The sequence below is a fragment of the Actinoplanes sp. NPDC051411 genome (assembly GCF_040682075.1).
In the GTDB taxonomy this organism is placed as follows: Bacteria; Actinomycetota; Actinomycetes; order Mycobacteriales; family Micromonosporaceae; genus Actinoplanes.
Genome location: NZ_JBFBAD010000114.1, coordinates 17,401 through 31,518 on the forward strand (window position 1 = coordinate 17,401; position 14,118 = coordinate 31,518).

Sequence of the window (14,118 nt, forward strand, 5' to 3'; positions counted from 1 at the left end):
CCTCAGACCGTCGCGTTCACGTAGCGCTCGTAGCCCTCGGCTTCGAGCTGCTCGGCGAGCTCCGGGCCGCCCTCCTGGACGATCTTGCCGGCGACGAAGACGTGCACGAAGTCCGGCTTGATGTAGCGCAGGATCCGCGTGTAGTGGGTGATCAGCAGCAGCCCGGTCTCGCCGGTCTCGCGCACCCGGTTGACGCCCTCGCTGACGATCCGCAGCGCGTCGATGTCGAGGCCGGAGTCGGTCTCGTCGAGGATCGCCACCTTCGGCTTGAGCAGCTCGAGCTGCATGATCTCGTGGCGCTTCTTCTCGCCGCCGGAGAAGCCCTCGTTGACGTTGCGCTGGGCGAACGCCGGATCCATCTGCAGCTTCTCCATGGCCCCGCGCAGCTCGCCGGCCCAGGTGCGCAGCTTGGGCGCCTCGCCGTCGATCGCGGTCTTGGCCGAGCGCAGGAAGTTGGCGACCGAGACGCCCGGCACCTCGACGGGGTACTGCATGGCCAGGAAGAGCCCGGCCCGCGCCCGCTCGTCGACGGTCATCGCCAGCACGTCGTCGCCGTCCAGCGTGACCGACCCGCCGGTGATCTGATATTTCGGGTGGCCGGCGATGGAGTAGGCGAGCGTCGACTTGCCGGAGCCGTTGGGGCCCATGATGGCGTGCGTCTCGCCGGCTTTCACGGTGAGGTCGACCCCAGCCAAAATAGGTTTCAGACTCGGCTGTCCATTTTCGTTTGTGGGCAGCTTCACCGAAACCTTGAGGTCACGGATCTCCAGGGTGCTCACGGGTTGACTCCATTGCTCGGTGTGGTGGAAACGTAGAGGTCACCGTCGCGCAGTTCGACGGCGAAGGTCGCCACCGGCTCGGTGGCGGGCAGGCCGGTCGGCGCGCCGGTGCGGAGGTCGAACCTCGACCCGTGCAGCCAGCACTCGAGCGTGCAGCCGTCGACCTCGCCCTCGGACAGGGCGACCGCCGCGTGACTGCACTCATCGCGTACGGCATAGAAGTTGTCGTCGTCCGCATGGACGACGGCCATCTCCATGTCGCCGACCTCGACCTGGATCGCCGTGCCCTTGGGCACGTCGTCGGCCGGGCCGACCAGTTCGAAGCTCATGAGTGGTATTCCGCGAGCCGGCCCTCGATGACGTCACCGAGGCGTTCGCGCAGTTCCTCGACCGGGATCTTGTTGATCAGCTCGGCGAAGAAGCCGCGGACGACCAGCTTGCGGGCCTCGAACTCGGGGATGCCCCGGGCCATCAGGTAGAACAGCTGCTCGTCGTCGAACCGGCCGGTCGCGCTGGCGTGCCCGGCCCCGGCCACCTCGCCGGTCTCGATCTCGAGGTTGGGCACGGAGTGGGCGATCGCGCCGTCGGTCAGGATCAGGTTGCGGTTGATCTCGTACGTGTCGGTGCCGGTCGCCTCGGCCCGGATCAGCACGTCGCCGACCCAGACGGTCTTCGCCGAGGCGCCCTGCAGCGCGCCGCGGTAGCCGACGTAGCTGCGGCAGTCGGGCACGCCGTGGTCGACCAGCTGACGGTGCTCGAGGTGCTGGCCGGCGTCGGCGAAGTAGAGGCCCCAGAGCTCGGCGTCGCCGCCACGGCCGGCGTATTCGACGCTGGTGAACTGCCGGACCAGGCTGCCGCCGAGCGTGACCTGCACGTGCTGCACCCGGGCGTCCGTGCCGACCCGGAACTTCACGTGCTGGGCCTGCACCGCGTCGGCGTCCCAGTCGGCCAGCGTGACGAGGGTCAGCTGGGCGCCGTCGCCGACGATCACCTCGACGTTGTCGGCGAGCGTGACCGTGCCGACCTGCTCGAGCACGATGGTGGCCTTGGCGAAGCGGCCGATCTTGACATAGATCCGCGCGGCCGCGGCGTCGCTCCCCTTGCCCTCGACCCGGAGCAGCGCCGGCTCGGTGGTCTCGGTGTCGGCGTCGACCTCGATCAGCGTGACGCCGGGCGACGAGCCGAAGGCGAGCGCGCTGATGCGGTCGAACGGCACCAGCACCGGCTCGAGCGGCCCGGCCGGGGTCACGGTCACGCCGGCCGGGAGTTCGCCGTGCTCGACCGAGGGCGCGGCCCCGCTCAGCGTGGTGGCGGTGACCAGGTCACCGAGCCGCTTGAGCGGGGTGAAGCGCCACTCCTCCTCCAGCCCCTTGAGGGCCGGGAAGTCGTTGACGTCGAACGACCGCAGCACCTGTGACTTGGTGCTGGGCGGCGGGGCGATGGTAGTCATGGTTTCCTTAATCCTCCAAGAGCGGTGGGATTAACCCACTGCCCCCTCCATCTGGAGCTCGATAAGACGGTTGAGCTCGAGGGCGTACTCCATCGGGAGCTCCTTGGCGATCGGCTCGATGAAGCCGCGCACGATCATCGCCATCGCCTCGTCCTCGGTGAGGCCGCGGCTCATCAGGTAGAAGAGCTGGTCCTCGCTGACCTTGGAGACGGTCGCCTCGTGACCCATCGACACGTCGTCCTCGCGGATGTCGACGTACGGATAGGTGTCGGAGCGGGAGATCGTATCGACCAGGAGCGCGTCGCACTTGACCGTGCTCCTGCTGTGCTGCGCCCCGTCCATCACCTGCACGAGACCGCGGTACGACGTGCGGCCGCCGCCCCGGGCGATCGACTTCGAGATGATGGTCGAGGAGGTGTGCGGCGCGAGGTGCACCATCTTGGCGCCCGCGTCCTGGTGCTGGCCCTCGCCGGCCATCGCGACCGAGAGCACCTCGCCCTTGGCGTGCGGGCCGGTCATGTAGACGGCCGGGTACTTCATCGTCACCTTGGAGCCGATGTTGCCGTCGATCCACTCCATGGTCGCGCCCTCTTCGCAGGTGGCGCGCTTGGTGACCAGGTTGTACACGTTGTTCGACCAGTTCTGGATGGTCGTGTAACGGACCCGGGCGTTCTTCTTGACGACGATCTCGACGACCGCGGAGTGCAGCGAGTCGGACGAGTAGATCGGCGCGGTGCAGCCCTCGACGTAGTGCACGTAGCTGCCCTCGTCGGCGATGATCAGCGTCCGCTCGAACTGGCCCATGTTCTCGGTGTTGATCCGGAAGTAGGCCTGCAGCGGGATGTCGACGTGCACGCCCTTCGGCACGTAGATGAACGAGCCGCCGGACCACACCGAGGTGTTGAGCGACGCGAACTTGTTGTCGCCGACCGGGATGACCGTGCCGAAGTATTCCTTGAAGATGTCCTCGTACTGCTTCAGGGCGGTGTCGGTGTCGACGAAGACGACGCCCTGCTCCTCGAGGTCCTCACGGATCTTGTGGTAGACGACCTCGGACTCGTACTGCGCGGCGACGCCGGAGACCAGGCGCTGCTTCTCCGCCTCGGGGATGCCGAGCTTGTCGTACGTGCTCTTGATGTCGTCGGGCAGGTCGTCCCAGGACGCGGCCTGCTTCTCGGTCGAGCGCACGAAGTACTTGATGTTCTGGAAGTCGATGCCGGTGAGGTCGGCGCCCCAGCTCGGCATGGGCTTGCGGTCGAACAGCCGCAGGCCCTTGAGCCGCAGGTCGAGCATCCACTGCGGCTCGCTCTTGAGAGCGGAGATGTTGCGCACCACGGCCTCGGACAGACCACGCTGCGCGGACGAGCCTGCGACGTCGGCGTCGGCCCACCCGTACTCGTACTTGCCCAGGGCGGCGAGGTGCTCTTCCTGGCTGACGATCTGGTCGGTCATTTACCTGTCCTAACCGTGGTGATAGCGGGGATGTGCGTGGTGCACACCCCATCGCCGTGCGCGATGGTGGCGAGGCGCTGCACGTGGGTGCCGACGATCCGGGAGATGACCTCGGTCTCGGCGTCGCACAGCTGGGGAAACTCGGCAGCCACGTGGGCCACCGGACAGTGGTGCTGGCACAGCTGCCCGCCGGACGCGATCGTGGTCGCGTTGGCAGCGTAGCCCTCGGCGGTCAGCGCCTCGGCGAGCGCCTCCGCCCGGGCGATCGGGTTGTCGCCGGCCTGGCAGACGGCGGCGCGCAGCCGGTCCTCCAGCGGGCCGACCTGCTCGGCGGCGAAGCGGGCGAGCGCCTCGGGACCGCCGTACGCGGCGATCCAGTGCAGCGCGGCACTCGCGATGCCGTCGTAGAAGTGCGGGAAGGTTTCCCGGGCGGCCGCGGTCAGCACGAACGCCTTGGCCGGCCGGCCGCGACCGCGGGGGCCCGGATGGCGCAGCTCGCGGGTCTCGACCAGGTGGTCGGCGAGCATCGCGTCGAGGTGCTTGCGGATCGCCGCCGGGCTGAGCCCCAGGGCGGCGCCGAGCTGGGCCGCCGTGCAGGCGCCGCGCTCGAGCAGGAGCCGGGCGACCCGGTCCCGGGTGCGGCCGTCCGGGCCGGTGCCACCTGGCAAAGCAGGCGCCACCAGTCCGTCGCGGACCGACTCCGGGTATTTCACAACCGCAACGTTACGTATTTCGTCCGACGCCCGCAAACCATCACCTGGGTGATCCATCACACCGGCCCCGGACAGCCCCGGATTTCGTGATCAAACCCGTGCGTACGATGCCAGAAGTGAAGTCGTTGCTGCGTCCGCTGGCCCTCGCGTCCCTGATCGCCAACATCGGGCTGATCGTCACCGGGGGCGCGGTCCGGTTGACCGGCTCGGGGCTCGGCTGCCCGACCTGGCCGAAATGCACCGACGCGTCCTATACGACCACCGCGGCGATGGGCGCGCACGGCGTCATCGAGTTCGGCAACCGGCTGCTCAACTTCGTGTTGATCGCCGTCGCGCTCGGCTGCGTGATCGAGGCGTTCCGCAACGGCCCGCGCCGGCGGTCGCTGATCGTCCTCAGCCTGGGCGTCGTGGCCTACATCCCGGTCCAGGCCGTGGTCGGCGGGCTCACCGTGCTGAGCAAGCTCAACCCCTGGGTGGTCGGACTCCACTTCCTCGCGTCGATCGGGCTCGTCACCGTGGCGTACGCCCTCTGGCGGCGCACCGCCGAGGGTGACCGGGCCCCCCGCCTGCTGGTCCCGGGGCCCCTGCGTCAGCTGGGGGCGCTCACCGCGATCGCCGGCGCCGCGGTGATCGCGGTCGGCGTGGTGGTGACCGGCAGCGGTCCGCACGCCGGCGACGAGCACGCCAAGCGCACCGGCCTCGACCCGGCCGCCGTCGCGCAGGCCCACGCCGACCTGGTCTTCCTGCTGATCGGCCTGAGCGTGGCGCTGGTCCTGGCACTGCGGGCCACCCACGCCCCGGCCACCGCGGTGCGCGCCGCCGCCGTGCTGGTCGTCGTCGAGCTGGGGCAGGGCCTGATCGGCTTCGTGCAGTACTTCACGCACCTGCCGGTCGTGCTGGTCGGCGTGCACCTGCTCGGCGCCGCCCTGGTCTGGATCGCCATCCTCAACGTGCTTTGGTCGATGCGCTCGCGCGACACCGAGGCGACCCCGGAGCCCGGCCATCCGGCGCCCCAGCTGGCCCGGGCTGCCGGATAGCCCGGCGCCCAAAGAACCGGGCGCCAAAGAACCGGACGCCAGGGAACCGGGCGTCACAGCCGGGCGATGACCGCGTCGGCGAGCCGCTCGGCCGCCCCCGGCGCATGCAGGAGAAACAAAGACGGCTCGGTGAGCTCCAGCTCGATCAGCGTGGGCACGCCGCCCGGGCCCGGAATCAGATCGATGCGGGCATAGAGCAGCCGCTTCGCGCCGCCCGGGAGCACCTCGAGCACCTTCGCCGCCACCGCCAGCTCGGCCTCGCTCGGCGTACGCGGGCTGATGTCCTCGCTGTCCGGGTCGATCCAGCCGCCGCCCGAGCCGGTCAGCATCGGGCCCTTGCGGACCGCGTGGCTGAACGTGAGCTCGCCGCCGGCGTCCGGCAGGCAGAGCACGGCAGTCTCGCCGGCCGTGTCGACCGCCGTCAGGTACGGCTGGATCATCGCGGTGCGCCCGCCCGCGGTCAGCCGCGCCACGTGGGCCTCGGCCGCCGCGCGCTGCACGGGCAGGGCGTAGCGGCCGGTGTCCTGGCTGCCGGCGCTGATCGTGGGCTTGACGACCCACTCGCCCTCGGACGGGGCGGTCCAGGCCTGCCCCGGCTCGACGTAGCCGGTCGGGATCACCGGGATGCCGGCCTCGGCCAGCTCGCGCAGGTAGGTCTTGTCGGTGTTCCAGGCGACGATGTCGGCCGGGTTGAACAGCCGGGGCACGCTCGCGGCCCAGGCGACGAACCGCTCGCGGCGCGGCACGTAGTCCCAGGGCGAGCGGATCAGGGTCAGCGCGTACGCCGTCCAGTCGGCCGTCTCGTCGTCCCAGCGCACCGCGTCCACCTCGACGCCGCGCGCCCGCAGGGCGTCGCGAAGCGGGAGGTCGTCCTCCCAGAGGTCGGGGTAGAGGTCGCAGGTGGCGAGAGCGACCCGGGAGTGGGGCTCCCGGGTCGCGTGATCGGTGGTGGGGTTGGGCACGTGCGGGAAGGCTACCGGGCCATGCTCCGGCGCGACATGGAGCGCCACAGGTCGTTGCTGGGTCGCATCTGCTCGAGCAGTTCACGTTCCCACTCGTTGTCGACCTCGACGCCCGCGGTCTCGCAGGCCTCCCGGGCGGCGCTGGTGCTGTCGGCGAACTGATCGGACCACTCGCCGTCCTGGCCGACGAGCACAATGCGGGCACCGCGCTTGCCGACGTACTCGATGACCGCTTTCGCACCGCCGTGGCCGGCGGCGAAGGACTTGATCCCCGCGGTCAGTGTCGTATCGGAACCTTGAGCCATGCCGGGCAGCGTAGGCAGACGACACCGCGAATCAAGCACCATCCGCGGCATTTTGTGATGCCAATTACCTGCGGGTTTAGCGATTCACGGCATTGGTATGAACCAATACGCCCGATTTGCTCCATCAACAGTTTTCCATCGAAGGGATGACGATCCACCCCTCAAACGAGTGCGTCGACCGCCACCGCGATGAAGAGAATCGTCAGATAGGTGATCGATGCGTGGAAGAGCCGCATCGGGTTGACCGCGATGCCCCGCCGCGTGCGCTGGACCAGCCGGAACGCCTCGAACAGGAAGAACACGCCGGTCAAGAGGGCGGTCGCGCCGTAGATGGCGCCCAGACCCAGCGGCCAGGCGGCCAGCGAGGCCGCCACAGTGAGCACAGTGAACACCGCGATCTCGGCGTTCACCCTGGTCATCGACCGCACCACCGGCAACATCGGAATGCCGGCCCGGGCGTAGTCGTCCTTGTACTTCACGGCCAGCGCATAGAAGTGCGGCATCTGCCAAAAGAAAACAACCGCGAAAAGCGCCCATCCGAGCGGAGACACCCCACCGGTCACGGCGGCCCATCCGATGATCACCGGGGCCGCCCCGCACACCCCGCCCCAGAAGGTGTTGGCCGGAGTGCGCCGCTTCAACCAGAGCGTGTAGACGACGTCGTAGTAGAAGATGGCGCCCGCGGTCAGGGCCGTGGCGAGCAGGTTGGTGAAGGCGGCCATCAGCGCGACCGAAATCACCGCCAGGGTCAGACCGAAGACCAGCACGGACCGGGGCGTGACACTGTGGGCGGGCAGCGGGCGCCGCTTGGTGCGCCGCATGAGCTGGTCGATGTCGCGGTCGATGTAGCAGTTGAGCGCGCTCGCGGCACCGCCGGCCAGCGCCCCGCCGATCAGGACGACGGCGAAGACCCGCAGGTCGGGCCAGCCACCGGCGGCCAGCATCATCGACGGCACAGTGGTCACGAGCAGCAGCTCGACGATCTGCGGCTTGGTGAGCGCGAGGTAGGCACGGAGGACCGCGGCCCAGTCACGACGCTCCGACCGCGCGGCACGGGCCAGTTCACCTGGCGAGGCCACGACCACGGGACGCTCGGTGATCATGCTCACGGACAGCCACCTTCCGGCATTCGACACCAGCCACTCACGGCCGTTGCCGGCCTCAGCCGGCTGGACGCCCGGACAGCCTACGCGCAGTCATCGGCGCTGCTCTGGCGACCCGGGGCCCGGTGCGGGCGGTCACCGGCGGCATCACGGCGTGTCCGCTCTCAGCGTATGGGCCTGAGGCGTTCCCCGGGCGGGGGTTTAAGGCAAGTGGATAGGGTCAGTCTCAAAAGGGTCCCTAAACCATGCCCGAGGAGCACAACCGACGTGGCTGCCACTGATCCTGCTCTCAACTGGTCCGACATCGACCGCAAAGCGGTGGACACCGTCCGGGTCCTCGCCATGGACGCCGTCGAAAAGGCCGGCAACGGCCATCCCGGCACCGCCATGAGCCTTGCCCCGGCCGCCTACCTGCTGTTCAACCGGGTCATGCGGCACGATCCGACCGACCCGCACTGGCCCGGGCGCGACCGCTTCGTGCTCTCCTGTGGGCACTCCAGCCTCACCCTCTACATTCAGCTCTTCCTCTCCGGTTACAGCCTGTCACTCGACGACCTGGCCTCGCTGCGCCAGTGGGGCTCGCTGACCCCCGGCCACCCGGAGTACGGCCACACCCCCGGCGTCGAGGTCACGACCGGCCCGCTCGGCCAGGGCGTCGGCAACGCGGTCGGCATGGCGATGGCAGCCCGCCGCGAGCGTGGTCTCTTCGACCCCGAGACCGAGGCCGGACAGTCCCCGTTCGACCACAACGTCTACGCGCTCTGCTCGGACGGCGACATCGAGGAGGGTGTCAGCCACGAGTCCAGCGCGCTCGCCGCGGTGCAGAAGCTCGGCAACCTCACGCTGATCTACGACGACAACGAGATCTCCATCGAGGACGACACCCGCATCGCCAAGAGCGAGGACGCCGGCAAGCGCTACGAGGCGTACGGCTGGCACGTCCAGACCGTCTCGTGGCGCAAGGGCGACCCGGCCAAGGGCGACTACCACGAGGACGTCGAGGCCCTCTGGAACGCGATCCAGACCGCGAAGTCGGTGACCGACAGGCCCTCGTTCATCGTCCTCAAGACGATCATCGGCTGGCCGGCCCCCCACAAGCAGAACACCGGTAAGATCCACGGCTCGGCGCTCGGTGCCGACGAGGTCAAGGCGACCAAGGAGATCCTGGGCTTCGACTCCAACGAGAGCTTCGCCGTCGACCCGGCCGTCCTCGAGCACACCAGGGCCGCCGCCGAGCGGGGCCGCGCCGCCCACGCCGAGTGGCAGAAGACGTTCGACGCGTGGGCCAAGGCCAACGGCGAGCGCAACGCGCTGTTCGAGCGGCTGAGCGCGCACCGGCTGCCCGAGGGCTGGGAGAAGACGCTCCCCGAGTTCCCGGCCGACGCCAAGGGCCTCGCCAGCCGGGCCGCGTCGCAGCAGGTGCTCAACGCGCTCGCGCCGGTGCTGCCCGAGCTGTGGGGCGGCTCGGCCGACCTGGCCGAGAGCAACAACACCACGATGAAGGGCGAGCCGTCCTTCATCCCGGCGGAGTACGCCACCAAGGAGTTCCCCGGCAACGAGTACGGCCGCACGCTGCACTTCGGCATCCGTGAGCACGGCATGGGCTCGATCCTCAACGGCATCGCGGCCGACGGGCTGACCCGGCCCTACGGCGGCACGTTCCTGGTCTTCAGCGACTACATGCGGGGCGCCGTCCGGCTCGCCGCGCTGATGAAGCTGCCGGTCATCTACGTGTGGACGCACGACTCGATCGGTCTCGGCGAGGACGGACCGACCCACCAGCCGATCGAGACGCTGTCCGCGCTGCGCGCCATCGTCGGGCTCAACGTGGTCCGCCCGGCCGACGCCAACGAGACCGCGTGGGCCTGGCGCGGTGCCATCGAGCACGGCGACTCGCCGACCGCGCTGGCGCTCAGCCGGCAGCCGCTCCCGACGATCGACCGCGGCAAATACGCGTCGGCCGAGGGTGTCCTCAAGGGTGGCTACGTGCTCTCCGAGGCGTCGAACGGCCAGCCCAAGGTGATCCTCGTCGGCACCGGCTCCGAGGTGCAGCACTGCCTGGTCGCCCAGGAGCGGCTCGAGGCCGAGGGCACCCCCACCCGGGTCGTGTCGATGCCCTGCCAGGAGTGGTTCTACGCCCAGGACACCGCTTACCAGCAGGAGGTGCTGCCGCGCGGGGTCAAGGCCCGTGTGACGGTCGAGGCTGGCATCCGGATGAGCTGGGACCGCATTCTTGGAGATGCGGGCGAGCCGGTCAGCATCGAGCACTACGGCGCCAGCGCGCCCGCCAAGATCCTGTTCGAGCAGTTCGGGTTCACCGCGGACAACGTGGTGGCCAAGGCCAACGCCGCCCTGGCCAAGGTCGGCGAGATCACCGGTCACACGACCGGTAACTGAGCTCCCAAGGCGGCTTCGCCGCACTGCAAGGGTTCAACCCCATGAAGGAGTAGCAATGACTGACCGACTGGGCGAGCTCTCCGCCGCGGGCGTGGCGGTCTGGCTCGACGATCTCTCCCGAGTCCGTCTGACCAGTGGCTCGCTGGCGAAGATGCTCAAGGAACAGCACGTCGTCGGTGTCACCACCAACCCGAGCATCTTCCAGAAGGCGCTCTCCGACGCCGACGCGTACGACCAGCAGGTCGGCGACCTGGCGAAGATGGGCGTCTCGGTCGAGGAGGCCGTGCGCCTCATGACCGCGCAGGACGTCCGCAACGCGTGCGACGTGGAGCGTCCCGCCTACGACGCCTCCGACGGCGTCGACGGCCGGGTGTCCATCGAGGTCGACCCGCGCAGCGCCCACGACACCGACAAGACGGTCGCCGAGGCGAAGTCGCTCTGGTGGCTCGTCGACCGGGAAAACCTCTTCATCAAGATCCCGGCGACCCTGGCCGGTCTGCCCGCGATCACCGCGACCCTGGCCGAGGGCATCAGCGTCAACGTGACGCTGATCTTCTCGCTCGAGCGCTACCGCGCGGTCATGGACGCGTTCCTGGCCGGCATCGAGCAGGCCAAGGCCAACGGCCACGACATCACCAAGATCGGTTCGGTCGCGTCGTTCTTCGTGTCGCGCGTCGACACCGAGGTCGACAAGCGCCTCGACAAGATCGGCAGTGACGAGGCCAAGGCGCTGCGGGGCAAGGCGGGCATCGCCAACGCCCAGCTGGCGTACGAGGCGTACGAAGAGGTGTTCGGCACCGACCGCTGGAAGACCCTGGAGTCGGCCGGCGCTCACCCGCAGCGGCCGCTGTGGGCGTCCACCTCGACCAAGAACCCGGACTACCCCGACACGATCTACGTCGAGGAGCTGGTCGCGAAGGGCGTCGTCAACACGATGCCCGAGTCCGTGATCAAGGCGTGGGCCGACCACGGCGAGCTCAAGGGCGACCTGACCAGCAAGTACGGCGAGGCCAAGCAGGTCATGGCCGACCTCAAGGCGGTCGGCATCGACTTCGACGACGTCGTCAAGGTCCTCGAGGAGGAGGGCGTCGACAAGTTCGCGGTCAGCTGGAAGGACCTGCTCGAGAGCGTCCAGAAGTCGCTCAAGGCCGGCACCGGGGTCTGACTCTCCTAGCAGGGGCCCGCTCATCGCGAGCGGGCCCCTGCGTACTTCACCTGCATGACACCGAGAACTGGCAGGATGGACCACGTGGGCAATCCGCTGCGTACCGCACAGGACCGCAGGCTCCCCCGCATCCCGGAGCCCTGCGCTCTGGTGATCTTCGGAGTCACCGGTGACCTGTCCCGAAAGAAGCTCATCCCGGCCGTCTACGACCTGGCCAACCGCGGCCTGCTGCCGCCCGGTTTCGTGGTCCTGGGCTTCGCCCGCCGCGACTGGGGCGACGGCGACTTCGAGTCCCTGGCCTACGAAGCGGCGAAGAAGGGCGCCCGGACGCCGTGGCGCGAAGACGTCTGGCAGCGCCTGGCCAGCCAGTTCCAGTTCGTTCCCGGCTCGTTCGACGACGACGCCGCGTTCGACCACCTGGCGGCCACCCTCGACGATCTGCGCGAGCGTAACGGCATCCCCGGCAACGCCGCCTTCTACTTCTCCATCCCGCCCGCCGCCTTCCCGCTGGTGCTCAACCAGCTGGCGCGCACCGGCATGGCCGACAACGCGAAGTCCGGCGGCTGGCGCCGGGTCGTGGTCGAGAAGCCGTTCGGCAACGACCTGAACACCGCGATCTCGCTCAACCAGCTGGTCGACGAGGTCTTCACGCCGCAGGACGTCTACCGGATCGACCACTACCTGGGCAAGGAGACGGTTCAGAACATCCTGGCCCTCCGCTTCGCCAACAGCCTGTTCGAGCCGGTCTGGAACTCGAAGTACGTCGACTCGGTCCAGATCACCATGGCCGAGGACGTCGGCATCGGCACCCGGGCGGCGTTCTACGACGCGTCCGGCGCCGCCCGCGACGTGCTGCAGAATCACCTGCTCCAGCTGCTGGCCCTGGTCGCCATGGAGGAGCCGACGAGCTTCGACCCGCAGGAGGTGCGGGCCGAGAAGCTCAAGGTTCTCAAGGCGATCAGCATCCCGGCCGACATCGCCAAGGGCACCGTCCGCGGGCAGTACCTGCCCGGCTGGGTGGCCGGCGAGCGCGCGGTGGGGTACCTGGAGGAGAAGGACATCCCGTCCGACTCCACGACCGAGACCTATGTCGGGGTCCGGCTCGGCATCCAGAACCGCCGCTGGGCCGAGGTGCCGTTCTTCGTCCGCGTCGGCAAGCGGATGCCGCGCCGGGTGACCGAGATCGCGATCCTGTTCAAGCGGGCGCCGCACCTGCCGTTCGACCCGGCCGATGTGGAGATGCTCGGCAACAACCAGCTGGTCATCCGGGTCCAGCCGGACGAGGGCGTGGTCCTCAAGTTCGGCTCCAAGGTGCCCGGCACGACCATGGAGGTCCGCGACATCGCGATGGACTTCCAGTACGGCGAGGCCTTCACCGAGTCCAGCCCCGAGGCCTATGAGCGCCTGGTGCTCGACGTGCTGGTCGGCGACCGGACCCTGTTCCCGGACGCGGCCGAGGTGGAGCAGTCCTGGCGGGTCATCGACCCGCTGGAGGCCGCGTGGGCCGGCACCAAGCCGGAGCCCTACCGGGCCGGCGAGTGGGGCCCGCGCGCCGCGGACGAGATGTTGGCCCGCGAGGGTCGCGCATGGAGGCGAGCATGATCGGTCTTTGGGACACCACCGGCAACGAGGTCGTCAAGGCTCTCGCGGCCGAGCGGCGCAGTGCCGGCGGCGTGGCCTCGGGTCTCGCGCTGACACTGGTCGCGGTGGTCGAGGAGAAGAAGGTCCGGGAAGCCGAGGCCGCGGCCACGATCGCGGCCGCCGCGCACCCGTGCCGGCTGCTCATCGTCGTACGCTCCGACCTGGAGGGACGCAGCCGCCTGGATGCGGAGATCGTGGTCGGCGGCCGCCTCGGCCCGGCCGAGGCGGTCGTGATGCGGATGTACGGCCGTCTCGCCCTGCACGCCGAGTCGGTGGTCATGCCGCTGCTCGCGCCGGACGTGCCGGTGGTCACGTGGTGGCACGAGGAGCCGCCGCACCAGATCGCCAACGACTTCCTGGGCGTGGTGGCCGACCGCCGCATCACCGACAGCGCGCTCGCGCCCGACCCGGTCGCCGCCCTGCGGCAGCGGGCCGCCGACTACGCGCCGGGTGACACCGATCTCACGTGGACCCGCATCACGCTGTGGCGCACCCTGGTGGCGGGCGCGTTCGACACCACCGAGGAGCGGGTCACCGGCGCCACGATCGTGGCGCCGCCGAGCGACCCGACCGCGGCGCTGATGAAGGGCTGGCTGCAGTCCCGGCTCGGCATCGTCCCGTCGTGGGAGCCGACCGACCGGTCCCCGCGGATGCACTCGGTGCAGCTCCAATGTGCCAACGGCGACTGCGTGACCGTGACCCGCGAGGAAAACACGGCCCTGTTCAGCCGCACCGGCCAGGAAGACCGCTACATGCCGCTCCCGAAGCGGCCGGTCGGCGACGAACTGGCCGAGGAACTGCGCCGGCTCGACGCCGACCAGATCTACGCCGAGGCGCTCGGCGCGATGGCCGGCCAGACCGGCCTCGACAAGAGGCCGCCGATGCGGGTGCACGTCTGGAAGGACCCGGCCCTGGCCGCCCGCGCGGGCGCCGAGGAGGGCGCTCTCGCCGGCCCCGGCGGTTCCGCCGCCTGATTTCGTCCTGTCGCTGGGGCGCCCCCCCGCCCCCCGGGGGGGGGCCGGGTTGGGGGGGGGGGGGTGGAGTCCCCCGTGGGGGGTGGCCTCGCGGTGCGGGGGCCCCCGCCCCCACGACTGCCGGCTGAGGCCGGCCCCGG

At 69.7% G+C, this 14,118-nt stretch carries 13 protein-coding genes; 5 read left to right on the plus strand and 8 right to left on the minus strand.

Going from position 1 to position 14,118, the window contains the following annotated elements:
- Window positions 1-2 precede the first annotated feature (2 nt).
- From sufC to AB0M88_RS41110, 5 genes are read right to left on the minus strand one after another with little or no spacing between them, the layout of a single operon-like run.
- Window positions 3-779 (minus strand): Fe-S cluster assembly ATPase SufC, encoded by a 777-nt coding sequence (sufC, locus tag AB0M88_RS41090; protein WP_364111454.1) that lies wholly within the window; start codon window positions 777-779, stop codon window positions 3-5.
- Window positions 776-1,108 carry a non-heme iron oxygenase ferredoxin subunit gene (locus AB0M88_RS41095; RefSeq protein WP_364111456.1) on the minus strand — a complete coding sequence of 111 codons (333 nt, stop codon included), beginning with the start codon at window positions 1,106-1,108 and terminating at the stop codon, window positions 776-778. Before AB0M88_RS41095 ends, sufC begins: the two co-directional genes overlap by 4 nt.
- The gene (gene sufD, locus AB0M88_RS41100; protein WP_364111458.1) at window positions 1,105-2,229 is read right to left on the minus strand and encodes a Fe-S cluster assembly protein SufD; all 1,125 of its coding nucleotides are present in this window, start codon (window positions 2,227-2,229) and stop codon (window positions 1,105-1,107) included. Before sufD ends, AB0M88_RS41095 begins: the two co-directional genes overlap by 4 nt.
- A gap of 30 nt (window positions 2,230-2,259) precedes the next feature.
- A complete protein-coding gene (gene sufB, locus AB0M88_RS41105; protein ID WP_364111460.1) occupies window positions 2,260-3,681 on the minus strand; it encodes a Fe-S cluster assembly protein SufB in 1,422 nt (473 codons plus the stop codon).
- Window positions 3,678-4,364, minus strand: a complete 687-nt coding sequence (locus tag AB0M88_RS41110) for a transcriptional regulator (protein WP_364111483.1) — start codon at window positions 4,362-4,364, stop codon at window positions 3,678-3,680. The genes sufB and AB0M88_RS41110 overlap by 4 nt, the downstream gene beginning before the upstream one ends.
- Before the next feature lie 146 nt (window positions 4,365-4,510).
- Between AB0M88_RS41110 and AB0M88_RS41115 the strand changes: the two genes are divergently transcribed.
- Window positions 4,511-5,431 (plus strand): COX15/CtaA family protein, encoded by a 921-nt coding sequence (locus AB0M88_RS41115; RefSeq protein WP_364111462.1) that lies wholly within the window; start codon window positions 4,511-4,513, stop codon window positions 5,429-5,431.
- Between the two features lie 53 nt (window positions 5,432-5,484).
- Here the strand turns inward: AB0M88_RS41115 and AB0M88_RS41120 are convergent, their stop codons facing one another.
- The 3 genes from AB0M88_RS41120 to AB0M88_RS41130 form a co-directional block, all read right to left on the minus strand.
- On the minus strand, window positions 5,485-6,393 hold the full coding sequence (locus AB0M88_RS41120) for a hypothetical protein (RefSeq protein WP_364111464.1): 909 nt from the start codon (window positions 6,391-6,393) through the stop codon (window positions 5,485-5,487).
- 11 nt (window positions 6,394-6,404) lie between these two features.
- Window positions 6,405-6,698, minus strand: coding sequence for a hypothetical protein (locus AB0M88_RS41125; RefSeq protein WP_364111466.1), 294 nt, complete (start codon window positions 6,696-6,698; stop codon window positions 6,405-6,407).
- A gap of 161 nt (window positions 6,699-6,859) precedes the next feature.
- The gene (locus tag AB0M88_RS41130; RefSeq protein WP_364111485.1) at window positions 6,860-7,801 is read right to left on the minus strand and encodes a heme o synthase; all 942 of its coding nucleotides are present in this window, start codon (window positions 7,799-7,801) and stop codon (window positions 6,860-6,862) included.
- A 267-nt stretch (window positions 7,802-8,068) separates the two neighbouring features.
- On the opposite strand from AB0M88_RS41130, the gene tkt reads away from it, so the two are divergent.
- The 4 genes from tkt to AB0M88_RS41150 all read left to right on the plus strand — a co-directional run bounded on the left by tkt (window position 8,069) and on the right by AB0M88_RS41150 (window position 13,978).
- On the plus strand, window positions 8,069-10,198 hold the full coding sequence (gene tkt, locus AB0M88_RS41135; protein ID WP_364111468.1) for a transketolase: 2,130 nt from the start codon (window positions 8,069-8,071) through the stop codon (window positions 10,196-10,198).
- A 55-nt stretch (window positions 10,199-10,253) separates the two neighbouring features.
- On the plus strand, window positions 10,254-11,363 hold the full coding sequence (gene tal, locus AB0M88_RS41140) for a transaldolase (RefSeq protein ID WP_364111470.1): 1,110 nt from the start codon (window positions 10,254-10,256) through the stop codon (window positions 11,361-11,363).
- Between the two features lie 84 nt (window positions 11,364-11,447).
- The gene (gene zwf / locus AB0M88_RS41145; protein ID WP_364111471.1) at window positions 11,448-12,965 is read left to right on the plus strand and encodes a glucose-6-phosphate dehydrogenase; all 1,518 of its coding nucleotides are present in this window, start codon (window positions 11,448-11,450) and stop codon (window positions 12,963-12,965) included.
- Window positions 12,962-13,978 carry a glucose-6-phosphate dehydrogenase assembly protein OpcA gene (locus tag AB0M88_RS41150; protein ID WP_364111473.1) on the plus strand — a complete coding sequence of 339 codons (1,017 nt, stop codon included), beginning with the start codon at window positions 12,962-12,964 and terminating at the stop codon, window positions 13,976-13,978. Before zwf ends, AB0M88_RS41150 begins: the two co-directional genes overlap by 4 nt.
- The last annotated feature ends 140 nt before the right edge of the window (window positions 13,979-14,118 follow it).

What these genes read in the sequence shown, in the direction of transcription:
- sufD (WP_364111458.1), bottom strand. Translation starts at nt 2,229, where the DNA reads ATGACTACCATCGCCCCGCCGCCCAGCACCAAGTCACAGGTGCTGCGG.
- tal (WP_364111470.1), top strand. Translation starts at nt 10,254, where the DNA reads ATGACTGACCGACTGGGCGAGCTCTCCGCCGCGGGCGTGGCGGTCTGG.
- AB0M88_RS41095 (WP_364111456.1), bottom strand. Translation starts at nt 1,108, where the DNA reads ATGAGCTTCGAACTGGTCGGCCCGGCCGACGACGTGCCCAAGGGCACG.
- sufB (WP_364111460.1), bottom strand. Translation starts at nt 3,681, where the DNA reads ATGACCGACCAGATCGTCAGCCAGGAAGAGCACCTCGCCGCCCTGGGC.
- AB0M88_RS41125 (WP_364111466.1), bottom strand. Translation starts at nt 6,698, where the DNA reads ATGGCTCAAGGTTCCGATACGACACTGACCGCGGGGATCAAGTCCTTC.
- AB0M88_RS41150 (WP_364111473.1), top strand. Translation starts at nt 12,962, where the DNA reads ATGATCGGTCTTTGGGACACCACCGGCAACGAGGTCGTCAAGGCTCTC.
- AB0M88_RS41130 (WP_364111485.1), bottom strand. Translation starts at nt 7,801, where the DNA reads ATGATCACCGAGCGTCCCGTGGTCGTGGCCTCGCCAGGTGAACTGGCC.